We start from the raw sequence: 22,851 nt of genomic DNA on the forward strand, positions 1-22,851 counted from the left end.
ACCACGACCTGGGCTCCAATCTAAGTCATTGAATTTATGAGATGTCGTCATACAGACGCGCTGCTTGACAGCTGGAATTCCGATTCCTAAACTGCAGCCAATGTACACAAGAGCCAATCTTGCGAACATTCATACTATAAAACGTATACACATAAACTGCTTGCTTACGCGTTGTCACAGGCCCTGAATTCAAGCGCCATAGCCCGACGCGCCCCACCTCTTGCTGGCAATCCATTTCGGAATTGCCTGTGTGATCCTTGTAGATACTCGAGAACGGCTGGAAGGTTAGTTATGTCAATTTCGAAACACAAATACGGCGCTTGGCTGGCAGCCGGCAGACGCGGCCTCGTGGCGGCACTGCTGCTGGTGACCGCGGCTTCGGCACAGGCGGCGGAACCTTACGTAATGCGCCTGGCTCATGTGGCGCCGCTCGACCATCAGATGACCTGGTCGCTGCAGTCGTTCGCCACCGAGGTCAAGGAACGCACCAATGGCGAGGTACTGATCGACATCTACACCAAGCCGCGGCCGATGCCCGACTGGCACGAATTCCCCGGCCTTGTCGCCGAAGGCAAGACGCTGGAAGCCGCGGCCATTCCGAACTTCTTCTGGGTCCAGAAGGTGCCGGAGATGGACGTGATGATGATCCCGCATTTCTTCACCAAGCTGGAGCAGTTGAAGAAGTTCCCCCACTCCGAGGCAGCCCAGCTGCTCGAGGAAAAGTTCAACAAGCTGGGCGTCAAGACCCTGGGCTGGATGCACGCCAGCCGCACCTCGGTCTTCCATTCGAGCGACAAGCCGATCCTGCTGCCGTCGGATCTGAAGGGCCGCAAGATCACGGCGATGGACAGCTTCAACAAGGAAGTGATGGAGCTTGCGGGCGCGGCACCAGTGGAGCTTGAGCCCTATCAAGTCGCCAAGGCGCTGAAGGAAGGCCAACTGGACTCGATCCTGACCGACATCTCGTCGTCGGTCGGCCTGCAGTACGACACGATGACCAAATATGTGACGATCGCTCCTTTCTTCTCGGCGGTCTACCATGTCTTCGTCAATCCGGACTGGCTGGCGAAGCTTCCCGAGCAGCATCGCAAGGTGGTGCTGGAGGCGGCCGAGACCCTGCATCAGACCTCGATCACCATCTGGGAAGCGCGTGCGGCCGGAGCGCCCGACGTCTTCAAGTATCGCGGCAAGATGACCGTGCACATGCAGACGCCGGAGGAGCAGTCCGCCTGGATCGACGCGCTGCAACAACCGGCGATCGACCTGTTCGTCAAGCGCAACCCGGAAGACGGCAAGAGGCTTGTCGAGCTGATGGGTAAACTATGACCATATGCGGGCGGTGAACAACGTCGCCGCCTTCCTTGACGATCGAGCGGTGCCCGACAGGGTGGCATGAGACCGCCGCATTTCGGTAGCGGAACATTCCGGTACGGGAACGATGCACTGGCAGGGCAGGGGGCATTTCAGCGCCGCCTGCCCTATCTGCAGCCCAGGGATTGAAGTCTCAGGCTGCGGCCGCGTCGGCGCCGAGCTTCTTCATTTCATCGAAGCTTGCGCTGTTCGGGCAGAAGCTATGGTAGCGGTTGGCGAACTCCGACGACGCCAGCAGATTGCTGCAATGGCTGCGACGGGCGCAGAGCATGCAGGTGCGCCGCAAGTCCTGGTTCCACTCGGCATTGGCCTTCTCGAAGGCGACCGGATCGACGCCGACAGACTGCATCGCCTCGGGCAACAGGATGCTCGACGCGAATGTATGGCGCATCGCCTCGGTGAATTCCGCCTGTGTCAGACCGCATTCGCCGAGGACCTTTTCGGCCTCCTTGCGGTCGAGCGCAGCGATCTCGTTGACGGCTGCCCGGCGGCGGCGCCAGTCCTGAAAAGTCGATACAGCCGAATGCCAAAGTCCATTGGCTAGCGGATGATGCATGCCCATGATCTGATCCCTCCCATTTGCCAAATCGCGGGCGCAATGCCCGCCGCTTTGACAAAGGCTACATGGCCGGAGGGGGTGAAACTTTGTCCTAGATCAAGTGCCGTCGCAGATTTTAAAAAGAATGGGGCGGGTTGCCTGCCGCAATCCGCCCCGTACTTGAATAGTTGTTCGCCCTACGCGGGCGAATACCGATCAGGCCGCGTTCTGCGAAATCGCGCCGCGTCGGATCTGGTCTTCCTCGATGGATTCAAAGAGGGCGCGGAAGTTGCCCTCGCCAAAGCCCTCGTCACCCTTGCGCTGGATGAACTCGAAGAAGATCGGGCCGATGACGGTTTTCGAGAAGATCTGCAGCAGGATCCTGGTCGTGCCGCCGTCGACCACGCCCTCACCGTCGATCAGGATGCCGTGCGTCTTCATCCGCTCGATCGGCTCGTCATGGCCGTGGACACGGGCATGCGACAGCTCGTAATAGGTGTCGGGCGGGCCGGGCATGAACTTCAGCCCGCGCTCGGCGATCCGGTCAGTGGCGTCATAGATATCGTCGGTACCGACGGCGATGTGCTGGATGCCCTCGCCCTTGTACTTCCTGAGATACTCCTCGATCTGGCTGGTGTCGTCCTTGGACTCGTTCAACGGGATCCGGATCTTGCCGCAAGGCGAGGTGATGGCGCGGCTGACCAGGCCGGTGATGCGGCCGTCGATGTTGAAGAAGTGGATCTGCTTGAAGCCGAACAGCTCGCGATAGAAGTCCCACCACTTATCCATGTTGCCGCGATAGACATTGTGGGTGAGGTGGTCGAGGAAGTAGAAGCCGACGCCCTCGGGCTTGGGGTCGCGCTCGCCCAGCCACTCGAAGTCGGCGTCATAGGCCGAGCCCTTGGCGCCGTATTTGTCGACGAAATAGAGCAGCGAGCCGCCGATGCCGACCACGGCAGGCACGTCCAGCGCCTTGTCGTCGCCGGTATAGGGCACCGCTCCCTTGGCGACGGCGTGGCGGAAGGCATGGTTGGCATCGACCACGCGCCAGGCCATCGAGGCAGCGCAGGGGCCATGCTCGCCGACGAAGCGCATGGCATGGCTGCCTGGCTCGGCATTGATCAGATAGTTGATGTCGCCCTGGCGCCAGAGCGTGATCTTCTTGCTCTTGTGGCGGGCGACCGGCACGTAGCCCATGCGGGTGAACAACTCCTCGAGCTTCTCCGTCTCGGGATGGGCGAACTCGACGAACTCGAAACCGTCGGTGCCGGCGGGGTTGTCGGCGCTGATCCTTGCCGGCGGCGCATCATGCGGAAACGGGCCCATAGTAAGTCCTCCTCAGAAATTAGGTGCGCATAGTGTGCTCCCGTTTCGATGCAATGTGCTTGCATTTTGCGCCGATATAGGTCGATCTACGCATGAAACGTGCATGCAAGAGGAGAAACGCGCAATGCCTGACGGCCTTGACCAGTTCGATCTCAAGATCCTGCGCCAGTTGCAGGATGACGGCCGGTTGACCAACAACGAACTGTCGGAGCGGATCGCGCTGTCGGCCTCGCAATGCTCGCGAAGACGGTCGCGGCTCGAGGCGGAGGGCTATATCCGCGGCTACCAGGCGATGCTCGACCGGGAAAAACTAGGGCTCGACCTGCTGGTGGTCGTCGCGGTGACGCTGGCCACCCACAATCGCGACAACGCCCGGCGCTTCGCCCAGCTGGTCAACGACCTGCCCGAAGTGCTGGAAGCCTACTCGCTGACCGGTGAGATGGACTACCACCTCAAGGTGGTGGTGCGCGGGCTGTCGGACCTGTCGCGCTTCGTCAACGAGGTGCTGTTGCCGCACGATGCGGTCCAGCACGTCAAGACGTCGATCGTGCTGACCACGCTCAAGCAGTTCGGCGCGCTGCCGATAGGGTAGGGGAGGGGAGGGGAGGGCCGTCCACGGCCCGACCCGAGATTCAAGCTTCAGGAATTCCACCCGCAAGCACTGTCGCATAGGCTGACGCGTCGATGTTGCCGCCCGAAATGACGCAGACGACATTTCCGGTGGCATGTTCGCTGGAAAGGGCGGCGGCGAGCGAGGCGGCGCCCGCGCCCTCTGCCACGACCTTTGCCTTGGAGAACAAAAGCCGCATCGCGTCCGTCACCTGCTCAAGGCTGACGGCAATGGCACCATCGATCAGTACGCGCGCCACCGGCCACAGCTGCGGCACCAGCGACGGCCCGCCGATGCTCTTGACGAAGGAGGGGCGTGTCTCAATGTCGACGATGCGTCCCGCGGCAAGGGCCGCCGTCACCGGTGCGGCGCTGTCGTCCTCGACGGCAAATATCCTGGCCTCGGGCCGCATTGCCTTCACCGCGCTGGCGACGCCCGAGGTCATGCTGCCGCCGCCATAGGGGGTGAGCACCACGTCGACCTCCGGCAGGTCCTCGACGATCTCGGCGCCAATGCTGCCGTTGCCTGCCAGCACCGCTTGGTCGGTCACCGGGTTGATAAGCAGTTCCGCGCCATCGGGGCGCGCGGCTCCGATGATGTATTGCCACCAGCTATCCATCGAGATGAAGCGGACCTCGCCGCCGAGCCGGCGGACGCCATCGATCTTGGTCTGCGGTGCGCCCGAATACATGTAGGCGGCCATCGGCACGCCGAGCCTGTTGGCGGCCCAGGCCATGCCATAGGCCATGTTGCCCGAGCTGGTGGTGGCGACGCCGTTGGCGAGGGCCTCGGCGTTGCGCGACAGCAGCGCATTGAGTGCCGGCCTGAGCTTGAACGCGCCGATGGGAGAAAGGGTCTCGAGCTTGAGGAAAATCGTCCGGTCGGGCAGGCCGAGGTCGAGACGGACGAGCGGCGTGCGCAGAATGTAAGGTGCGAGCCTCGCGCGCGCAGCAGCGATTTCGTCGAGCGTCGGGCGATGCGGGGCGCTCATTCGGCCACCACGCTCGCTCTCAGGCTGCCGGCGCGTGCCGCGTGCCTGTTGCTGCTGTAGTCCTCGGTATGAACATAGACATGCAGCGTGTAGCCGATGTGGTCGCTCATCAACGCTTTAGCTTTCTCGTAGTCGCGGTCGAGGGCTGCTTCCATCAGCGCGGTGTGCGGCCCAAGCGACTGGGCTTCGCCCAAAGCCGCCATGGCTTCCTCGTAGCCGATCTTCTGGCCTTTGGCCGCGCGCAATGTCGGCGCCAGGCCGAGAAAGCGATGGTGCCGGCGCAACTGGTCGGAGATCGTTGCGCGGAAGCGCAGCAGCCAGTTGGCATCTGCGGCACTCAGCAGGGCTGCATGAAAGGCTTCGTGCTTTTCGTCCCAGTCGTCCACCGCGGCGTCGGAAGGGTCTTCGACGGCAGTCTTGCAGCGCGACAGCCTGTAGTGCGCGGTCACGACGGCGGCTTCCCAGTCGCTGCCGCCCTTTTCCATCGATTCGAGCAGAAGCGGCAGCTCGACCACCATCCTGGCTTTCGCGAGATCTTCGAGTTCGGCCCGCGATACGGGAGCGACGGCAAAGCCGCGATTGCTGATCGCCGTCACCAGGCGCTCGGCTTCCAGTCGCGACAACGCCTCGCGCAGCGGCGTCCAGCCGACGCCGTAGGTGGTGCGTAGCGCGCTCAGCTTGAGCGGCGCCCCAGGCATCAGGCGCGTCGCCAGGATGTCGCGGCGCAGCAGCCGGTAAGCCGCCTCAGTCTTCGTGGAGTGCTCGTCGTCCTGCATCGCCGTCCATCTGCAAACCAACCGCCCGAAGGATTATATATCATGGGCGCAACTGGCAAGAATTATATATAATGTTTGACAGATGCCGAACGACTGGCCATGATCCGGGCCAAGCCGCCCTTGATAGGTGGTGCCTTGTCAAATCTGGGAGGAATAGATGAGAAGTTTGAAGTCCGGCCTGCTGTCGGGTCTGATCCTGGCCGGCGCACTCGCCACCAGCCTCACTGCCGCCATCGCCGATCCGATCAAGGTCGGCATCGCCAATTTCGGCGAGCATCCGCAGCTGAACGCAGCCGTTGCAGGCTTCAAGAAGGCCCTCGCCGAGAACGGCTTTGTCGATGGCAAGGATGTCGTCTACACCGAGAGCCATACCAATTTCGACGCCTCGCTGGTTCCGCAGATGATCGCCAAGCTGCAGGCCGAGCAGCCGAAGCTGCTGTATACCGTCACCACCCCGGTTTCGCAGATCGCCAAGAAGGCGCTCGCCGGCTCGGGCATTCCGATCGTGTTCTCGGCCGTCACCGATCCGGTTGCCGCCAAGCTGGTTCCGTCGTGGGATTCCGGCGACGAAGGCATGACCGGCGCCACCGACCTGCAGGACGTCAAGGCGGTGATGGAATTCACCAAGAAGCTTTTGCCGAACGCCAAGCGTTTCGGCGTGCCCTACAATCCGGGCGAGGCCAATGACGTGGCCCTGGTCGAGAAGATCAAGGCCGCTGCTCCGGCAGCCGGCTTCGAGGTCGTTGAGGTCGGCATCGACAACGTCAACGACATCCAGCAGCGCATCGCCTCGCTGGCCGGCAAGGTCGACGTGATCTACGGCCCGACCTCCAACCTGATCCAGCCGGCGATCCCGGCCGTCTCAGCCGCGGCCCGCCAGGCCGGCATCCCGGTCGTCAATGCCGACGACAATGCCGTTCGCGACGGCGTCGTACCGGCGAGCTTCGCGGTCAACTACGAACAGGTCGGCGTCAACGCCGGCAAGATCGCGGCCGAAGTGCTGAAGGGCAAGGATCCGAAGAATATCGCGCCTTCGCTCCCGGCTTACGAGGACCACGCTCCGATGATCTCGAAGAAGGCGATGGCCGCCTTCGGCGTCGAGATCCCGGCGTCGCTGGCCGACTGCGGTTGCATCGTCGACTGACATTTCGGCTTCGTCAAAACAGGTAACGGCGTTTCCAACGCCGTTACCGTTTCCGGGAGGAACGGATGCTCGAAATCCGATCTGCACGCAAAGTATTCTACAAGGGCCAGCCCGACGAAAAGATCGCGCTGGACGATCTCAGCCTGAATCTCGCCACTGGCGAGTTCGGCGTGGTCATCGGCTCCAACGGCGCCGGCAAGAGCAGCATGCTCAATGCGATCTCGGGCGCGCTCGTTCTCGATTCCGGCCAGATCATCATCAATGGCGACGACGTGACGGACACGCCGGTCCACAAGCGCGCCATGCGGCTTGCCCGCGTCTTCCAGGACCCGATGAAGGGCACCGCGGCTTCCATGACGGTCGCCGAAAACATGCTGCTCGCCGATCTGCGCAGCAAGAAGCGCACCCTGCGCCCGGGTCTCAACGCCAAGCGCCTCGCCGACTACAAGGAGCGGCTTTCGCTGCTCGGCCTGGGTCTCGAAAATCGCCTCGACACACGCGTCGAGCTGTTGTCGGGCGGCCAGCGCCAGTCGCTGTCGCTGATCATGGCGGTGGGCGGCAATCCCGAGTTGCTTCTGCTCGACGAGCATACCGCAGCACTTGATCCGCGCACCGCCGACATCGTCATGCAGGCCACGGTGCGCGCCGTCGAGGCGCTGAAACTCACCACGCTGATGGTGACCCACAACATGCAGCACGCCGTCGATTTCGGCCACAGCGTCATCATGCTCGACGCCGGCAAGGTACGCCTCGAAATCTCCGGCGAAGAAAAGGCCAAGATCACGGTTGTCGACCTGATCGGCCATTTCTCCGTGAAAACCGACCGCATGCTGCTGGCGAGCTGATCACCATGGACTTTATCCAGACCGTTTTCACGAGCTTCATCTCGCTCATCCCCGTCACGCTGGCGCAGAGCCTGATCCTGGCTTTCGTCGTGCTGGGCATCATGATCCCGTTCCGCACGCTCAACTTCCCCGACCTGACCAGCGAGGGCGCCTTTCCGCTCGGCGGCTGCGTCTGCGGGGTGCTGCTTGCCGCCGGTGCGTCGCCGCTGACGGCGATTGCCGTGGCCCTGATCGCCGGCTTCCTAGCCGGCTGCTGCACGGCCTTCATCCACCTGCGCTTTCGTATCCACACGCTGCTCGCCGGCATCCTAATGATGACGATGCTCTACAGCATCAACCTGCGCATCATGGGCAAGTCGAACCTTTCGGTGTTCGGCGCGCCCACCGTGTTCGACTGGGCACCCTTCGTGCAGCCGGGCTTCCCGGCCAGCAAGATCATCATTGCCGGTCTGATCGGTGCGCTGGTCTTCATCCTGCTCAACATGTTCTTCAAGACCGAGAAGGGCACGGCGATCCGCGCGGTCGGCGCCAACCCTGATATGGCCGAGGCACAGGGGATCAATGTCTGGGCAGCCACCATCGGCGGCGTCGGCATGGCCAGCGCATTTTCGGCGACCAGCGGTGCGCTGATGGTGCAGAGCCAAGGCTTCGCCGACGTCAACATGGGCCTCGGCATCCTGATCAACGGCCTTGCCGCCCTGATGATCGGCGAAGCGATCGTCGGTAAGCAGACGGTGCTACGCCAGCTCGCCGCCCCGTTCGTCGGCGCGGTGGTCTACTACCAGCTGGTCTCGTTCTGCCTCGCCGCCGGCATGCCGCCCCCCGATCTCAAGCTCGCCACCGGCCTGTTCGTGCTCGCCATGCTTGCTCTGCCGAGCCTCAAGCGCAGCCGCGGGCCCGCTCAGGCACGCGAAACCATCCGCGAATAATCGAGGACAGTCATGACTGGAATTCCTGATCTCGCCACGGTCGAGGCGATGGATGCTGCCGATGTGCTGCGCCCGATGCGCGACCGCTTCGTCCTGCCCGAGGGACTGATCTATCTCGACGGCAACTCGCTGGGGGCGGCATCTTCGGCTGCCTACGGCGAAATCGAAAAAGCCGCCCGGGACGAGTGGGGCCAGGGCCTCATCCGCAGCTGGAACAGCGCCGGCTGGTTCGACATGCCCTTGGAACTGGGCGACCGGATCGGCCGCCTGATCGGCGCCGCCGCCGGCCAGACGGTCGTTGCCGACACCACCTCGATCAACGTCTACAAGGCGCTGCACGCGGCGATGGGGCTCAGGCCGGGCCGCAATGTCATCGTCGCCGAGGGCGGCAGCTTTCCGACCGATCTCTACGTCGCCGAAGGCGTGGCATCGACGCGGGCCGGCACGTCGATCCTCCTCGAGGGCGTCCATGCGCCTGACATCGAGGAACTGATCGACGAAACGGTCGCCGTCGTGCTGGTCAACCACGTCAACTACAAGTCGGGCGAGCTGCGCGACATGGCCGCGCTGACCAAGCGCGCCCACGATGTCGGTGCCCTGGTGGTCTGGGACCTCTGCCACACTGCCGGCGCCCTGCCGGTGGAGCTCGATGCCTGCAATGCCGACTTCGCGGTTGGCTGCACTTACAAATACATCAATGGCGGCCCCGGCGCGCCGGCCTTCATCTATGTGGCCGAGCGCCATCTGGCCGAGGCACGCCAGCCGCTGAGCGGCTGGTGGGGTCACGCGCGGCCCTTCGCCTTCGAGCAGGGCTATGCGCCGGATGCCGGCATTCGCCGCTTCCAGTGCGGCACGCAAGGCATCCTGTCGCTGCGCGCGCTGAAAGGTGCGCTCGACATCTGGGACGACGTCGACATGGCCGCGCTGCGCGCCAAGAGCATTGCGCTGACTGACCTGTTCATCCAGCTGGTCGAGGCGAAATGCGCCGGCTACGGGCTGAAGCTCGAAAGCCCACGCGACGGAACGAAGCGCGGCAGCCAGGTCGCCTTCGCGCATGACAACGCCTACGAGATCATGCAGGCGCTGATCGAGCGCGGCGTGATCGGCGACTTCCGCGCCCCCGCCACGCTCCGCTTCGGCTTCACCCCGCTCTATATCGGCTTCAAGGATGTCTGGCAGGCGGTCGAGGTGCTCGAGGACATCCTGCGCAGCGGCGCCTGGAAGGATGCGCGTTTCGCCGTCAGGGCAGCGGTGACGTGATTTCCGGCTCACCCTCCCCTTGTGGGGAGGGTCGATCCGAGGCGCTGGCTAGACAACGACAACGCGGGCGCCGTTGCGCACTGTTCCGAAGAGCTCGAAAACGTGCTCGTTCAACATCCGGATGCAACCGGACGATGCGGCGTTGCCAATGGACCACGGCTCATTGGTCCCATGAATGCGGTACAGCGTATCGCGGCCATCGCGATACAGGTACAGCGCCCGTGCTCCGAGCGGATTCTGTGGGCCTCCGGGGACCTGCTGCGGCAAGTTCGGATTGCGGCGTCGCATGTTGGCGGTGGGAGTCCAGGTTGGCCATCTGGCCCTTCGCCCAATGATTGCCTCGCCACTCCATCTCTGCCCGTCCCGACCGACAGCAATACCGAAGCGGATCGCCCTGCCGGGAGCTTCGATGTAGTACAGGAAGCGCTCTCGCTTGTTGATAAGGATTGTTCCGACAGGTTCATTGCCCCAATAGGGCACCGATTGCCGGTGGAACTGCCGGGGGAGAAGCGACTTGTCGATGAGCGGGATGTCAAACGGGTTGTCTGGAATTCTTCCGATATACCAACGCTGCTGCGAGGCTTCAGCGCGACCGGCCAGCGCCAGAAATGATATCCCTCCAAAAATCATGGATCGTCTGTTCAAAGAACCTACCAAATAAATCTCCTGAATATATCGACTTCTCTACCTGAACGTGCAGCCAGTTACGTCGACCGCAAGCGCCTCGTCAAGACGCGTGATGACTTGGCGGACAGTTCGAACGGACGAAAGATCTCAAGCAAGACGGGCAATGGGGCTTCACCGACGTCTCTCTATCCTCGCCAACTACTTCCAGGGATACCCCATGCTTTCTTCCCCATGAGGGAGAGGGTGGGGCGGTCGTCCGATCACACCCCGAGATAGCGGTCCTGCAGTTCCGGCGTCAGCGCCTCGGGCGCGCCTTCGAAGACGGTCACGCCCTTTTCCAGCACGAAGCAGCGGTCGGCGACCGGCAGCAGTTCCGACAACGTCTTGTCGACGACCAGGATCGACTGGCCGGTGGCCTTGAGCTTGCGGATCGCCGCCCAGATGTCGTGGCGGATGACCGGCGCCAACCCCTCCGTCGCCTCGTCAAGGATCAAGAGGCTCGGATTGGTCATCAGCGCCCGGCCGATCGCCAGCATCTGCTGCTCGCCGCCGGAAAGCGTGTTGGCGTACTGGTCGCGCCGCTCGCCGAGGCGCGGGAAAAGATCAACGACCCTTTCCAGCGTCCATTCGCTGCCGCGCGCGGCGGCAAGCAGGTTCTCCAGCACCGTCAGGTTGGGAAAGCAGCGCCGCCCCTCCGGTACCAGCCCGAGCCCGAGCCGGGCGATGCGGTGCGGCCTCTGGCCCGCGATCTGGCGGCCGGCGAAGCAGATAGCTCCCGAGCGCGGCCGGGTAAGGCCGAGGATGGAGCTGATCGTCGTCGTCTTGCCCATGCCGTTGCGGCCCATGAGCGCGACGACCTCGCCCTCGCGCACGTCGAGCGACACGCCGAACAGAGCCTGCGAGGCGCCATAGAAGGTTTCGACTCCTTTGAGTTCGAGCAGGCTCACGCGGCTTCTCCGAGATAGGCGCGCCGGACTTCCGGGTTGTTGCGGATTTCGTCCACCGTGCCGGTGGCGATGACACGGCCATAGACCAGCACCGAGATGCGGTCGGCCAGCGCGAAGACGGCATCCATGTCGTGCTCGACCAGCAGGATCGGCGCTTCGTGGCGCAGGCCGTCGAGGAACTTCGTCAGGCTCTTGGAGCCTTCGGGGCCCATGCCGGCCATCGGCTCGTCGAACAGGAAAGCCCTGGAGCCGAGCGCCAGCGCAATCGCGATTTCGAGCTGCCGGCGCTCGCCGTGGGACAGCTCGGCAGCCGGTAGATAGGCGCGAGCGGCGAGGCCGACGCGTTCAAGCATCGCCATGGCCGGATCGGTCAGGCTCTTGTCGCTCATGACGGGACGGAAGAAGCGGAAGCTCGAACCCTTACGCGCCTGCACCGCCAGCATGACGTTGCGCAGCGCCGAGAATTCCTGCGCCAGCGACGAGATCTGGAAGCTGCGGCCGAGACCCAGCCGCGCGCGTGCCGCCATGTCGAGGCCGGCCATGTCCTGGCCGAGGAAGCGGATGGTGCCGCTGTCGGGCCGGATCGAGCCGGAGATCTGGTGGATCAGCGTGCTCTTGCCCGCGCCATTCGGGCCGATCAGCGCGTGGATTTCGCCTGCGCGCAGCTCGACGCTGACCCCGTCGGTGGCCTTCAGCGCGCCAAAAGTCTTGCGCAGGTCGCGGATTTCAAGGATCGGCTCAGCCATGTCGCGCCTTTCCGGCCAGAAGGCCCAGCAGTCCGCCGCGTGCAAACAGCACCACGCCGAGCAGGATCAGCCCGAGGAAGAACTGCCAGCGTTCGGTGATGCCACCCAGCGCATATTCGAACAGCACGTAGAGCATCGCCCCGGCGAGCGGGCCGAACAGCCGCCCCTTGCCGCCGAGGATGATGAGCACGATCAACTCGCCCGACATGTGCCAGGACAGCATCGAAGGGCTGACGAACTTGTTGAGGTCGGCAAAGAGCGCGCCCGCGAGCCCCGTGACCATCGCCGAGATGACGAAAGCGACGAGGCGGATGTTGAAGGGCGCGATTCCTACGGCGGAAAGGCGGGTCGGGTTCTGCCGCGCCGCCTGCAGTGCCGCGCCGAAGCGCGAGCCACGCAGCAGCGCAAACAGTGCGAGTGCCCCCATCAGCACGGCATAGCAGATCAAGAAATAGGGCAGGGGCTGCGCGGTGTTCAGGCCGGGGAATTCGTTGCGAACGTAGATCGACAGCCCGTCCTCGCCACCATAGGCCGGCCAGGAGACGGCGAAGTAGTAGATCATCTGCGCGAAGGCCAGCGTGATCATGATGAAATAGACGCCCGTGGTGCGCAGGCTGATTGCACCGATGGGCAGGGCAATGAGGCCTGAGATCGTCACCGCAACCAGCCAGATGACCGGCATCGAGGACGTACCGTTGAGGCCGAAGACGAGTGGCTCGACGTTGAATGCGTGCGTCGCCAGGATGCCCGCGACATAGCCGCCGAGACCGAAGAAGGCGGCATGGCCGAAGGACACCAGGCCGCCAAGGCCGAGCGCGATGTTGAGGCCGACGGCCGCCAACGCCAGAATGGCGATGCGGGTGGCTAGCGTGATGTAGAAGGCCTCGCCCATGGCCGATGCGGCGAGCGGGACGCCAAGCAGCAGAAGCGCCAGCAGCGCGTTGACGATGGTTTCGCGGTTCATGATGGGTGTTCTGGTCATGGCACCCCTCACGACTGCGCCGCAAACAGGCCGCTCGGCCTGAAGGCGAGGATGAGCGCCATGACGATGTAGATCAGCATGGAGGCCAGCGCCGCGCCGACAGCACCAGCCTGTGCGGCGGGCATCATCAAGGCGAACGCCTTGGGCAGAAGGAACCGGCCCATGGTGTCGACGACGCCGACAAGGACCGCGCCGAACAGCGCGCCCTTGATCGAGCCGATGCCACCGATGACGATGACAACGAAGGCGAGAATGAGCGCGGGCTCGCCCATGCCGACCTGCACCGACTGCAACGCGCCGACCAGTGCCCCGGCGAGGCCGGCCAGGGCCGCGCCCAGCGCAAAGACCACCGTGTAGAGCGTGCGGATGTCGACGCCGAGTGCTGCGATCATCTCGCGGTCGGATTCACCGGCGCGGATGCGCATGCCGAGCCGGGTGCGCGAAATCAGGAGATAGAGGCCAACTGCCACCGCGATGCCGACGCCAATGATGGCGAGGCGATAGAGCTGGTACTGGCCGCCGCCGGGCAGCGGTACCGCGCCCTGCAACAGCGGGGGGATGTCGAGATAGAGTGGGAAGGAGCCGAACAGCCAGCGCGTGCCTTCCGAAAAGATCAGGATCAGCGCGAAGGTCGCCAGCACCTGGTCGAGATGGTCGCGCTCATAGAGCCTGCGGATGACCGTGACCTCCATGATCGCCCCGGCCGCCGCGGCGGCGGCGAGGCTCGCGACCAGGCCGATCCAGAACGAGCCGGTGGCGGCGGCGACAGCAGCGCAGGCAAATGCGCCGACCATGTAGAGCGAGCCGTGGGCGAGGTTGATCAGCCCCATGACGCCGAAGATCAGCGTCAGGCCGGCGGCCATGAGGAACAGCATCACCCCGAGCTGCAGCCCGTTGAGAAGTTGCTCGATGAGCAGTGCGATGGACAAATGGAAGATCCGGAGTTCGGTTCAGGGGGCATCGCCAGCGTGACGCGCCTTTTTGGCAAGGCGCTTCGTTGCATGGCTGTCAGGCCGCCGCCGCGCCGGCCTCATGGATGCGAGGCCGGCGCGGCGGACAATCAGGCATGCAGCCTGGGGCTACATCTTGCACTGCTCGGCGTAGGCGTCGCCGTGCTTTTCGAAGGCGGTGCCAACGATCTTGTTGGTGAGCACGTCGCCTTCCTTCACCACTTCGCGAACATAGATGTTCTGGACCGGGTGGTTGTTGGTGTTGAAGGTGAAGTCGCCGCGCACCGACTTGAAGTCGGCTGCCTTGAGTGCTGCGCGGAAGGCGTCCTTGTCCTTGACGCTGGCCTTGCCGAGCGCCGACAGGATCAGGTTGGCCGTATCCCAGCTCTGGGCAGCGTAGATCGAGGGCAGGCGGTTGTATTCGGCCTTGAAGGCCTCGACGAACTGCTTGTTGGCTTCGTTGTCGAGGTCCTTGGACCAGCTCGCCGAGTTCTTGACGCCAAGCGCCGCATCGCCGATCGCGCCGAGCACGTCCTGGTCGAAGGAGAAGCCGGGGCCCATGACCGGGATGTTCACGCCCGACTGGGCATATTGCTTCATGAACGAGATGCCCATGCCGCCGGGCAGGAAGAAGAACACCGAGTCGGCACCGGAATCGCGGATCTGGGCGATTTCGGCGGCATAGTCGGTCTGGCCAACCTGGGTGTAAACCTCGCCGGCCAGATCGCCCTTGTAGTAGCGCTTGAAGCCGGTCAGCGAATCCTTGCCGGCCGGGTAGTTCGGCGCCAGGATGAAGGTCTTCTTGTAGTCCTTGTTGGCGTACTGGCCCATCGCCTCATGGAAGTTGTCGTTCTGGTAGGCGACGTTGAAATAGTTCGCGTTGCACTTGGCGCCGGCAAGCGCCGACGGGCCGGCGTTCGGCGACAGGTAGATGACGTCCTGCGCCACCGCATTCGGCACCACCGCCATGGCGAGGTTCGACCAGATGATGCCGGTCAGCAGGTCGACCTTGTCGCTCTGGATCATCTTTTCGGCGAGCTGGACGGCGATCTCGGGCTTCTGGCCGTCATCTTCGACGACGAGCTCGACATCCTTGTTGCCCGACTGCTTCATGGCCAGCGCAAAGGCGTCGCGCATGTCGACGCCGAGGCCGGCGCCGCCGCCGGACAGCGTGGTGATGACGCCGATCTTGACCGGCTCGGCATAGGCCAGGCCGGACGTCGCCAGCGAGAGGCCGAAAATTCCGGCCGCGATGATCTTCCTCATATGGATCTCCCTCCCAATGTTATCGTCGTAGTCTGAAGCTTTTCAGAGCCTAGTGCGAACTTTCCAGAGTTCAGGAAACAGTTCAACCTCCAGCATCTTCTTCAGATAAGAAGCGCCCGATGTTCCACCGGTTCCGCGCTTCATGCCGATGATGCGTTCGACCGTGGTGACGTGGTTGAAGCGCCAGCGGCGGAAATAGTCCTCGAAGTCGACCAGCTTCTCGGCGAGTTCGTAAAGCGTCCAGTAGCGTTGCGGATCGCGATACACCGCCTCCCATGCGGCCAGCACTTCCTCGTTTTCGTGCCTGGTCTCGCGCCAGTCCGTGCGCCGGGCATCAGCGCCGACGTCGAAGCCGTTGCGCGCCAGGAGCAGGATCGCCTCGTCATAGAGCGACGGTTCGGCCAGGATCGCCTCGAGCTTTTCGGTGAGCTCCGGGCGATGCGCGTGCGGGCGCAGCATGGCGAGGTTGCGGTTGCCGGCCATGAACTCGATGGCGCGGTATTGCCAGGACTGGAAACCGGAGGATTGGCCGAGCGCATCGCGGAACTCGGTATATTCGCTCGGCGTCATCGTCCGGAGCACATCCCAGGCGCTGTTGAGCTGCTCGAAGATGCGCGCCACGCGCGTCAGCATCTTGAAGCTCGGCTCCGGCCGGTCAGCCCGGATCGAGCGGATAGCAGCCCCGATCTCATGCAGGGCAAGCTTCATCCACAGTTCTGATGTCTGGTGCTGGATGATGAACAGCATCTCGTCATGGGCCGACGAGAGCGGGTCCTGTGCGTCGAGCACTTTTTCGAGGTGCAGATAGTCGCTGTAGGACATGCGGTCCTTGAACGACATCTCGGCGCCCTCGGTCGAGGGATCATAGGGCTTGCTCAATTTGCCTTCTCCGCGCGCAGCCGGAATCTCTGGATCTTGCCCGTCTGGGTCTTGGGCAAGGCATCGATGAACTTCACCGAGCGCGGGTATTTATAGGGCGCGATCACGGCCTTCACATGGTCCTGCAGGCGCTTGACGGTTTCCTGGTCCGCGGCCACGCCCTGCACCAGCACGACATAGGCCTCGACGATCTGGCCGCGCTCGCCGTCCTCAGCGCCGATAACAGCGCATTCGGCGACTTCAGGATGCGAGAACAGGGCCGCTTCGACCTCCGGGCCGGCGATGTTGTAGCCGGCGCTGACGATCATGTCGTCGGAGCGGGCGGCGAAGTGGAAGAAGCCGTCCGCGTCCTGGTAGAAGGCGTCGCCGGTCAGGTTCCAGCCGTCGCGGACATATTCGCGCTGGCGCTCGTCCGCCATGTAGCGACAGCCGGTGGGGCCGCGCACGACGAGCCGACCCACCGTGCCGCGCGGCACCTCGTTCATGTCGCCATCGACGATGCGCGCCTCGTAGCCACCGACCGGCTTGCCGGTAGAGGCTGCCTTGCGGTCCTCGAAGCGGTTGGAAATGAAGATGTGCAGCATCTCGGTAGCGCCGATGCCGTCGAGGATCGGCTTGCCGGTCTTTGCCGTCCACTCCTCGAACACCGGTCCGGGCAGGGTCTCGCCGGCGGAGACGGCGACGCGCAGCGACGACAGGTCCGCGCCCTCGTCCATCGCCTTCATCATGGCGCGGTAGGCCGTGGGCGCGGTGAACGACACCGTCGCCTTGTAGGTCTCGATGATGTGGATCATGTTCGGCGGCGTCGCCTGCTCGAGCAATGTCGCGGCGGCCCCAAAGCGCAGCGGGAAGATGGCGAGCCCACCAAGCCCGAAGGTGAAGGCGAGCGGCGGCGAGCCGACGAAGACGTCGTCGGGCGTGACCTCAAGGACTTCCCTCGCATAGGCGTCGGCGACGATCAGCAGGTCGCGGTGGAAATGCATCGTCGCTTTCGGCACGCCCGTGGTGCCAGAGGTGAAACCGAGCAGCGCGACGTCGTCGCGGCCGGTCTTCACCGCGTTGAAGGTGACCGGCTTGTCGAGGGCTATGCGGTCGAGCTCGGCATCGTGGTTGGCGGTGCCGTCGAAGCCGATGACCTTGTTGAGGAAGGCGCTATCCTTGGCGCAGGCGACCATCTCGTCCATCAGGCGGCTGTCGCAGAGTGCGAGCGAAATCTCGGCCTTGTCGACGATCTTTGACAGCTCACCGGCGCGCAGCATCGGCATGGTGTTGACCACGACCGCACCGGCCTTGGTCGCCGCCAGCCAGCAGGCAACCATCGCCGGGTTGTTGGCCGAGCGTATCAGCACCCGGTTGCCGGGCTTGACGCCGTAGTTCTCGACCAGCGCATGCGCCAGCCGATTGGTCCAGTCGGACAGTTCCTTGTAGGTGCGGCGGCGGCCGTTGCCGATCAGCGCCGTGCGGTCGCCAAAACCCTTTTCGACCAACCGGTCGGTCAGCTCGACGCCGGCATTGATGTAGTCGGGATAGTCGAAGCCGCCGAGCAGGAAGTCGGGCCACTGGTCCTCGGGCGGCAGGTTGTCGCGCGTAAAGGTGTCGATATGCGCTGACGGTCCAAGCATGCTGCGGCTGTCCCCTGTCTGCCTTGCGCCATGGCACGATGATGCCCGGCTCAGGCTGCGATGGTTTTGTCTATGTCCTGCGGGAGGGATCGCACTGGCGGCCGGTCGCGTATGGGCCTTCGGTGAAGGCAAGCGAGGATGCACATATCGACGCGACGGGCTGGCGGCACAGCGAGACCTCCCATTCTCGGCTGATGTTGCTGAGCATCGCATCGGTCGAAATTTATTTCAAGCATAAAGTTTCTGACGCTGGATCATTGACGTTTCCGCCGATGGTCCTCATTGCTATGCCCTTCAAGCTATGCCGTCAGGGGAGGGCGCCGATGCTCGAACATCATGTCGTCGATTGGGACAACGCCTACACCAATGGCGCAAACATCGCCGGTGGCGACCGCTGGCCCACAGCATGGGTCGAGCCGGCCCAGGCTTTTCGCGACGCGCTTTCGGCGGCAGGCAGGGCAAGACTCGACATTGCCTATGGCGACGCGCCCCGCAACCGCTTCGACCTGTTCATGCCCGAGGGGACGCCGAGGGGCCTCGTCGTGTTCGTGCACGGCGGCTACTGGATGGCGCTCGACAAGAGCTTCTGGTCGCATCTGGCCGCTGGGCCGGTGGCCAATGGCTATGCGGTGGCGATGCCGTCCTACACGCTCTGCCCGGAAGTCCGCATCGCTCACATCGTGAAGGAAATCGGCGCGGCGATCGGCGCTGCGGCGGCGATGGTCGAGGGTCCCATCATGCTGACAGGTCATTCGGCGGGCGGGCATCTGGTCAGCCGGATGATTGCCGAAGCGAGCCCGCTCGCGCCCGACGTGCTCGCCCGCATCCGCAATGTCGTGTCGATATCAGGCGTGCATGACTTGCGCCCACTGATGCAGACCGGCATGAACGCGACGCTGGGGATCGACGAAGCCGAGGCCTTGACCGAGAGCCCGGCACTGCTGCGCCCGACGGCGCGCGCCCGCATCACCTGCTGGGTCGGCGGCGGCGAACGCGCCGAGTTCCTGCGCCAGAACGCCTTGCTCGCCAATATCTGGACCGGCCTCGGCGCCACCACCAATGCGGTCGTGGAACCGGACAGGCATCATTTCAGCGTCATCGACGGTCTGGCCGATCCGGCCCATCCGCTGACCCGCACCCTGCTCGGGTGAGGTGCCGCGTCCGCCGGGACGTGCCACTCATGATCCCGAGCAGCGGATGCTCCTACAGGAACATCGAGCCCCATGCCGATTCGATCGGAACGGGGCTCTGGTCTCAGTGAACCTGCCGCTCCGCGCCCAGCACCGACTGGCCGCGCATGATGACCGTGTCGCTCTGCGATGGCTGTTCGGCCAGTCCGGTGGCGACGACGGATACCTTGAACTGCCCCTCGAGCGAGGTGTCGAAGATGGAGCCGACGATGATGTCGGCATCGTCGCCGACCTCTTCGCGAATCCGGGTCGCGGCTTCGTCGACTTCGAACAGCGTCATGTCCATGCCGCCCGAAATCGAGATCAGCACGCCGCGGGCGCCCTTGATCGAGCTCTCGTCGATCAGCGGATTGGCGATCGAAGCTTCGGCGGCCTTGCTGGCGCGGTTCTCGCCCGTGCCGATGCCGGTGCCCATCATCGCCCGACCCATGCCGCGCATCACCGTCTTCACGTCGGCGAAGTCGAGATTGATCAGGCCTTCCTTGACGATGAGATTGGTGATGCAGCTGACGCCGGAATAGAGGACCTTGTCGGCCATGCTGAAGGCGTCCTCGAAGGTGGTCTTTGCCGTCGCTATCCGGAACAGGTTCTGGTTGGGGATGACGATCACCGTATCGGCGGCCTGACGCAAGAGCTCGATGCCCTGTTCGGCCATCTGCATGCGGCGCTTACCCTCGAAAGCGAACGGCTTGGTGACGATGGCGACCGTGAGGATGCCGGCCGCGCGTGCGGCCCGGGCAATCACCGGCGCAGCACCAGTTCCGGTGCCGCCGCCCATGCCGGCGGTGACGAAGCACATGTGTGTGCCCGACAGCTGATCCATGATCTCGTCGATCGATTCCTCGGCTGCCGCCTGTCCGACCTCGGGCAGCGATCCCGCGCCCAGACCCTCGGTGACGAGCGCGCCGAGCTGAACCAGCCGCGTGGCCTTCGACATGGTGAGCGCCTGGGCATCGGTATTGGCGACGATGAATTCGGTGCCCTCAAGCCCCTCGGCGATCATGTTGTTGACGGCGTTGCCGCCGCCGCCGCCGACGCCGATCACGGTCAGCTTCGGTCTCATTTCCGAGATCTCGGATTTGTTGGAAGTGGTCATGGTTTTGGTTTCCTGCGCAGCGCCCACGGCCGAATCGATTTCGCCAAGGGAATCAGATCGCACCTTGGGCTGCAAGGAATAGGCTGGGAATTGCGGCTTTTAGCCGGCCAATTCGCCGTACCGGTACGGAAGGGAGGGATCGGCGTGGCAATTCGCATACATTTTGCATATATATGCAGAAATTGATGGAGCGGGCTGCGGCATGACGGCGACGAACTGGTCACCTTCGATCTCAAAGACATTGGGACCTCTCTATCTCGCGATCGCCGATGCGCTGTCGGCCGATATCGGGGCCGGGCGGCTGCCTGCCGGATTTCGCCTGCCGCCGCAGCGGACGCTTGCCGACCAGCTCGGCATCGACTTCACGACGGTGAGCCGCGCCTATGCCGAGGCGCGCAAGCGCGGACTGGTCGAGGGCCGCGTCGGGCAAGGGACCTATGTGCGCGCGCAGCCCCAGGCTGCCCCAGCCACGGCGGCCACCGGCATCATCGACATGAGCATGAACCTGCCGCCGCGCTTCGATGCGCCTGAACTGGCGGCCCAAATGTGGGGTGGCATCGCCGATCTACAGGCTAGTGCGGGCCTTGATCTGTTGATGCGCTATCAGGAGGCCGGCGGCAGTTCGCGCGACCGCGCCGCCGGCGCCGCCTGGCTGGCGCCGCGTCTGGGCGATCTCGATCCCGGCCGGCTGCTCGTCACGCCCGGCGCGCAAGGAGCGCTGCTGGCGCTGCTCGGCGCCATCGCCGGCCCGGGCGAAACGGTCTGCGCCGAAGCGCTGAGCTATCCGGGCTTACTCGCCGTTGCCAGGCATCTGCGCATTCGGGTCGAAGCCGAGGCAATGGATGCGGGCGGCCTGATCCCCGAGGCCTTCGAGGAACTGTGCCGCGCACGTGCGCCAAAGGCGCTCTACTGCACACCCACGCTGCACAATCCGACGACGGCAACACTTTCGCTGGCACGGCGCGAACAGATCGTCGCGATCGCGCGGGAACACCAGGTGCCGATCATCGAGGACGACGCCTATGGCGCCCTGCCGGCCAGGCCGGTGGCGCCGTTCGCCGCACTTGCGCCCGACATCACCTACCACATCGCCGGTCTTGCCAAATGCGTCTCGCCGGCCCTTCGCGTCGCCTATGTCGTGATGCCCAGCGCTCACGGCAGCGCCGATCTCGAGAGCGCCGTCCGCGCCACCGCCGGCATGGCCTCGCCGCTGACGGCGGCCATTGCCACCCGCTGGATCGAAAGCGGCGTCGCCCAGTCCGTGCTGGCAGCAATCAGGCATGAAGCGAAGCTCAGGCAGGCGATCGTGGCCGAGACCTTGCCGGCCGATCTCGTGCAAACGGACCCCGAAGGCTTCCACGCCTGGCTCAGGCTGCCCGACCATTGGACGCGCAGCGACTTTGCCGCGCGCCTGCGCTCGGTGGGGATTGGCGTGGTGACCAGCGATGCGTTCTCGGTTTCGGGACATGCCGAGGACGCGGTTCGGCTGGGACTGGGAGCAGCGCCTGACCGCGCCTCGCTCGCCGCCGGCCTGCGCACGGTCGCCGAACTGCTTGCTCAGAAATCCACCATGTCCGCGATGGTCGTATAGAAGCCAAGTCAGACGGTCAGCCCGGCCAGCCCCATCAGAAAGCGGAAAAGATAGGCGACGACGCCGAGCGCGGCGACGCTCGCCGCCCAGATCAGCACCAGCCAGCCGATGCGCTTCGGCCAGGACACCGGCGGTCGCGGCGGGGCCGCCATCAATGATAACCCTCGCCGGCTTTCACCTTGCCGCGGAAGACGTAGTAGGACCAGGCGGTGTAGCCGAGGATGAAGGGGATGATGAACAGCGCGCCGACCAGCGCGAATCCCATGCTCTGGGGCGGGGCGGCGGCCTCGCGGATGGTGATGGCAGGCGGGATGATGTAGGGCCACAGGCTGATGCCGAGCCCGCTGTAACCCAAGAACAGCAGGCATAGCGCCAGCAGGAACGGCGCGGCATGCGCCCCGTCACTGCGCAGGCTGCGCAGGATCGCCCAGCCGCAGACCAGCACCAGCACCGGCACCGGCGAAAACAGGATTATGTTGGGGAAGCTGAACCAGCGCTCGGCGATGGCGGGATGGGCGAGCGGCGTCCAAAGGCTGACGATGCCGATGACGGCGATCAGCGCCAGCGTGATCGGCCGCGCCAACGCTACCATGCGGTCGTGCAGCGCGCCCTCGGTCTTGATGATCAGCCATGTGCTGCCGAGCAGGGCATAGGCGACGACCAGCCCGAGGCCGGTGAACAGGCTGAACGGCGTCAGCCAATCCAGCGCGCCGCCGGCAAAGGAGCCGTTTTCCATCGGGAAGCCGTTGAGGAAGGCACCGAGCGACACGCCCTGGAAGAAGGTTGCGACATAGGAGCCGACGGAGAAGGCGCGATCCCAGAACGGCTTGTGGTGCTCGTCGGCCTTGAAGCGGAATTCGAAGGCGACACCGCGCCAGATCAGGCCGAGCAGCATCAGCACCAGGGGCAGATAGAGCGCACTCAGGATGGTCGCATAGGCGAGCGGGAAGGCGGCCATGAGGGCCGCGCCGCCGAGCACCAGCCACGTTTCGTTGCCGTCCCAGACAGGGGCCACCGTGTTGACCATGGTGTCGCGGTCCTCGCGGTCGCGCACGAAGGGAAACAGGATGCCGATGCCGAGATCGAATCCGTCCATGATGACATACATCATCAGTCCGAAAGCGATGATGACGGCCCAGACTACAGGGAGATCGATGCCCATGGT

23 protein-coding genes are annotated in these 22,851 nt (G+C 64.2%); 8 read left to right on the forward strand and 15 right to left on the reverse strand.

The window, feature by feature from the left end:
• Positions 1 to 291: 291 nt before the first annotated feature.
• Entirely contained in the window at positions 292 to 1,326 is a 1,035-nt protein-coding gene (gene dctP / locus ABSY17_RS03695; RefSeq protein ID WP_378942476.1) for a TRAP transporter substrate-binding protein DctP, read from the forward strand.
• A gap of 178 nt (positions 1,327 to 1,504) precedes the next feature.
• Here dctP and ABSY17_RS03700 read toward each other — a convergent pair whose 3' ends face one another.
• Complete coding sequence (locus ABSY17_RS03700) at positions 1,505 to 1,933, reverse strand: hypothetical protein (RefSeq protein WP_378942479.1); 429 nt, start codon at positions 1,931 to 1,933, stop codon at positions 1,505 to 1,507.
• A gap of 192 nt (positions 1,934 to 2,125) precedes the next feature.
• Entirely contained in the window at positions 2,126 to 3,235 is a 1,110-nt protein-coding gene (gene hppD, locus ABSY17_RS03705; protein ID WP_378942481.1) for a 4-hydroxyphenylpyruvate dioxygenase, read from the reverse strand.
• 124 nt (positions 3,236 to 3,359) lie between these two features.
• On the opposite strand from hppD, the gene ABSY17_RS03710 reads away from it, so the two are divergent.
• On the forward strand, positions 3,360 to 3,827 hold the full coding sequence (locus ABSY17_RS03710) for an Lrp/AsnC family transcriptional regulator (protein ID WP_378942484.1): 468 nt from the start codon (positions 3,360 to 3,362) through the stop codon (positions 3,825 to 3,827).
• A 40-nt stretch (positions 3,828 to 3,867) separates the two neighbouring features.
• Here ABSY17_RS03710 and ABSY17_RS03715 read toward each other — a convergent pair whose 3' ends face one another.
• Entirely contained in the window at positions 3,868 to 4,836 is a 969-nt protein-coding gene (locus ABSY17_RS03715) for a threonine/serine dehydratase (protein ID WP_378942486.1), read from the reverse strand.
• Positions 4,833 to 5,612: a GntR family transcriptional regulator gene (locus ABSY17_RS03720; protein WP_378942488.1), complete on the reverse strand. Its 780-nt coding sequence runs from the start codon at positions 5,610 to 5,612 to the stop codon at positions 4,833 to 4,835. Before ABSY17_RS03720 ends, ABSY17_RS03715 begins: the two co-directional genes overlap by 4 nt.
• Before the next feature lie 157 nt (positions 5,613 to 5,769).
• Here ABSY17_RS03720 and ABSY17_RS03725 point away from each other — a divergent pair, with 157 nt between their 5' ends.
• The 4 genes from ABSY17_RS03725 to kynU all read left to right on the forward strand — a co-directional run bounded on the left by ABSY17_RS03725 (position 5,770) and on the right by kynU (position 9,790).
• Positions 5,770 to 6,756: an ABC transporter substrate-binding protein gene (locus ABSY17_RS03725; protein ID WP_378942490.1), complete on the forward strand. Its 987-nt coding sequence runs from the start codon at positions 5,770 to 5,772 to the stop codon at positions 6,754 to 6,756.
• A 65-nt stretch (positions 6,757 to 6,821) separates the two neighbouring features.
• A complete protein-coding gene (locus tag ABSY17_RS03730) occupies positions 6,822 to 7,601 on the forward strand; it encodes an ABC transporter ATP-binding protein (RefSeq protein WP_378942493.1) in 780 nt (259 codons plus the stop codon).
• A 5-nt stretch (positions 7,602 to 7,606) separates the two neighbouring features.
• Positions 7,607 to 8,530 (forward strand): ABC transporter permease, encoded by a 924-nt coding sequence (locus ABSY17_RS03735; RefSeq protein ID WP_378942496.1) that lies wholly within the window; start codon positions 7,607 to 7,609, stop codon positions 8,528 to 8,530.
• Between the two features lie 12 nt (positions 8,531 to 8,542).
• A complete protein-coding gene (kynU, locus tag ABSY17_RS03740) occupies positions 8,543 to 9,790 on the forward strand; it encodes a kynureninase (RefSeq protein WP_378942498.1) in 1,248 nt (415 codons plus the stop codon).
• Between the two features lie 48 nt (positions 9,791 to 9,838).
• Here the strand turns inward: kynU and ABSY17_RS03745 are convergent, their stop codons facing one another.
• From ABSY17_RS03745 to ABSY17_RS03780, 8 genes are all read right to left on the reverse strand, one after another.
• A complete protein-coding gene (locus ABSY17_RS03745; protein WP_378942501.1) occupies positions 9,839 to 10,435 on the reverse strand; it encodes a L,D-transpeptidase in 597 nt (198 codons plus the stop codon).
• Positions 10,436 to 10,677: 242 nt separating this feature from the next.
• Positions 10,678 to 11,364 (reverse strand): ABC transporter ATP-binding protein, encoded by a 687-nt coding sequence (locus ABSY17_RS03750; protein WP_378942503.1) that lies wholly within the window; start codon positions 11,362 to 11,364, stop codon positions 10,678 to 10,680.
• The gene (locus tag ABSY17_RS03755; protein ID WP_378942505.1) at positions 11,361 to 12,110 is read right to left on the reverse strand and encodes an ABC transporter ATP-binding protein; all 750 of its coding nucleotides are present in this window, start codon (positions 12,108 to 12,110) and stop codon (positions 11,361 to 11,363) included. Before ABSY17_RS03755 ends, ABSY17_RS03750 begins: the two co-directional genes overlap by 4 nt.
• A complete protein-coding gene (locus ABSY17_RS03760; protein WP_378942551.1) occupies positions 12,103 to 13,074 on the reverse strand; it encodes a branched-chain amino acid ABC transporter permease in 972 nt (323 codons plus the stop codon). The genes ABSY17_RS03755 and ABSY17_RS03760 overlap by 8 nt, the downstream gene beginning before the upstream one ends.
• 26 nt (positions 13,075 to 13,100) lie before the next feature.
• The gene (locus tag ABSY17_RS03765) at positions 13,101 to 14,021 is read right to left on the reverse strand and encodes a branched-chain amino acid ABC transporter permease (protein ID WP_378942507.1); all 921 of its coding nucleotides are present in this window, start codon (positions 14,019 to 14,021) and stop codon (positions 13,101 to 13,103) included.
• Positions 14,022 to 14,171: 150 nt separating this feature from the next.
• Positions 14,172 to 15,308, reverse strand: a complete 1,137-nt coding sequence (locus ABSY17_RS03770; protein ID WP_378942510.1) for an ABC transporter substrate-binding protein — start codon at positions 15,306 to 15,308, stop codon at positions 14,172 to 14,174.
• 42 nt (positions 15,309 to 15,350) lie between these two features.
• Positions 15,351 to 16,187 carry a tryptophan 2,3-dioxygenase gene (gene kynA, locus ABSY17_RS03775; protein ID WP_378942512.1) on the reverse strand — a complete coding sequence of 279 codons (837 nt, stop codon included), beginning with the start codon at positions 16,185 to 16,187 and terminating at the stop codon, positions 15,351 to 15,353.
• Positions 16,184 to 17,809 (reverse strand): AMP-binding protein, encoded by a 1,626-nt coding sequence (locus ABSY17_RS03780; RefSeq protein ID WP_378942515.1) that lies wholly within the window; start codon positions 17,807 to 17,809, stop codon positions 16,184 to 16,186. Before ABSY17_RS03780 ends, kynA begins: the two co-directional genes overlap by 4 nt.
• Positions 17,810 to 18,132: 323 nt before the next feature.
• Here ABSY17_RS03780 and ABSY17_RS03785 point away from each other — a divergent pair, with 323 nt between their 5' ends.
• Entirely contained in the window at positions 18,133 to 18,960 is an 828-nt protein-coding gene (locus tag ABSY17_RS03785) for an alpha/beta hydrolase (protein ID WP_378942517.1), read from the forward strand.
• A gap of 103 nt (positions 18,961 to 19,063) precedes the next feature.
• Here ABSY17_RS03785 and ftsZ read toward each other — a convergent pair whose 3' ends face one another.
• Positions 19,064 to 20,095, reverse strand: a complete 1,032-nt coding sequence (ftsZ, locus tag ABSY17_RS03790) for a cell division protein FtsZ (protein ID WP_378941754.1) — start codon at positions 20,093 to 20,095, stop codon at positions 19,064 to 19,066.
• 202 nt (positions 20,096 to 20,297) lie between these two features.
• Between ftsZ and ABSY17_RS03795 the strand changes: the two genes are divergently transcribed.
• Positions 20,298 to 21,686, forward strand: coding sequence for a PLP-dependent aminotransferase family protein (locus ABSY17_RS03795; RefSeq protein ID WP_378941756.1), 1,389 nt, complete (start codon positions 20,298 to 20,300; stop codon positions 21,684 to 21,686).
• An 8-nt stretch (positions 21,687 to 21,694) separates the two neighbouring features.
• Here the strand turns inward: ABSY17_RS03795 and ABSY17_RS03800 are convergent, their stop codons facing one another.
• Together ABSY17_RS03800 and cydB are read right to left on the reverse strand one after the other, a co-directional pair.
• Positions 21,695 to 21,838 carry a DUF2474 domain-containing protein gene (locus tag ABSY17_RS03800; protein ID WP_378941758.1) on the reverse strand — a complete coding sequence of 48 codons (144 nt, stop codon included), beginning with the start codon at positions 21,836 to 21,838 and terminating at the stop codon, positions 21,695 to 21,697.
• Complete coding sequence (gene cydB, locus ABSY17_RS03805) at positions 21,838 to 22,848, reverse strand: cytochrome d ubiquinol oxidase subunit II (RefSeq protein WP_378941761.1); 1,011 nt, start codon at positions 22,846 to 22,848, stop codon at positions 21,838 to 21,840. Before cydB ends, ABSY17_RS03800 begins: the two co-directional genes overlap by 1 nt.
• Positions 22,849 to 22,851: the final 3 nt, after the last annotated feature.

Origin of the sequence: Mesorhizobium sp. ANAO-SY3R2 (genome assembly GCF_042466635.1) — a bacterium.
Classification (GTDB): Bacteria; Pseudomonadota; Alphaproteobacteria; order Rhizobiales; family Rhizobiaceae; genus Aminobacter.

Bases quoted from the DNA above. Each gene is read 5' to 3' on its own strand.
- dctP (WP_378942476.1), top strand. From the start codon at position 292: ATGTCAATTTCGAAACACAAATACGGCGCTTGGCTGGCAGCCGGCAGA.
- ABSY17_RS03700 (WP_378942479.1), bottom strand. From the start codon at position 1,933: ATGGGCATGCATCATCCGCTAGCCAATGGACTTTGGCATTCGGCTGTA.
- hppD (WP_378942481.1), bottom strand. From the start codon at position 3,235: ATGGGCCCGTTTCCGCATGATGCGCCGCCGGCAAGGATCAGCGCCGAC.
- ABSY17_RS03710 (WP_378942484.1), top strand. From the start codon at position 3,360: ATGCCTGACGGCCTTGACCAGTTCGATCTCAAGATCCTGCGCCAGTTG.
- ABSY17_RS03715 (WP_378942486.1), bottom strand. From the start codon at position 4,836: ATGAGCGCCCCGCATCGCCCGACGCTCGACGAAATCGCTGCTGCGCGC.
- ABSY17_RS03720 (WP_378942488.1), bottom strand. From the start codon at position 5,612: ATGCAGGACGACGAGCACTCCACGAAGACTGAGGCGGCTTACCGGCTG.
- ABSY17_RS03725 (WP_378942490.1), top strand. From the start codon at position 5,770: ATGAGAAGTTTGAAGTCCGGCCTGCTGTCGGGTCTGATCCTGGCCGGC.
- ABSY17_RS03730 (WP_378942493.1), top strand. From the start codon at position 6,822: ATGCTCGAAATCCGATCTGCACGCAAAGTATTCTACAAGGGCCAGCCC.
- ABSY17_RS03735 (WP_378942496.1), top strand. From the start codon at position 7,607: ATGGACTTTATCCAGACCGTTTTCACGAGCTTCATCTCGCTCATCCCC.
- kynU (WP_378942498.1), top strand. From the start codon at position 8,543: ATGACTGGAATTCCTGATCTCGCCACGGTCGAGGCGATGGATGCTGCC.
- ABSY17_RS03755 (WP_378942505.1), bottom strand. From the start codon at position 12,110: ATGGCTGAGCCGATCCTTGAAATCCGCGACCTGCGCAAGACTTTTGGC.
- ABSY17_RS03760 (WP_378942551.1), bottom strand. From the start codon at position 13,074: ATGAACCGCGAAACCATCGTCAACGCGCTGCTGGCGCTTCTGCTGCTT.
- ABSY17_RS03770 (WP_378942510.1), bottom strand. From the start codon at position 15,308: ATGAGGAAGATCATCGCGGCCGGAATTTTCGGCCTCTCGCTGGCGACG.
- ABSY17_RS03780 (WP_378942515.1), bottom strand. From the start codon at position 17,809: ATGCTTGGACCGTCAGCGCATATCGACACCTTTACGCGCGACAACCTG.
- ABSY17_RS03785 (WP_378942517.1), top strand. From the start codon at position 18,133: ATGCTCGAACATCATGTCGTCGATTGGGACAACGCCTACACCAATGGC.
- ftsZ (WP_378941754.1), bottom strand. From the start codon at position 20,095: ATGACCACTTCCAACAAATCCGAGATCTCGGAAATGAGACCGAAGCTG.
- ABSY17_RS03795 (WP_378941756.1), top strand. From the start codon at position 20,298: ATGACGGCGACGAACTGGTCACCTTCGATCTCAAAGACATTGGGACCT.
- ABSY17_RS03800 (WP_378941758.1), bottom strand. From the start codon at position 21,838: ATGGCGGCCCCGCCGCGACCGCCGGTGTCCTGGCCGAAGCGCATCGGC.
- cydB (WP_378941761.1), bottom strand. From the start codon at position 22,848: ATGGGCATCGATCTCCCTGTAGTCTGGGCCGTCATCATCGCTTTCGGA.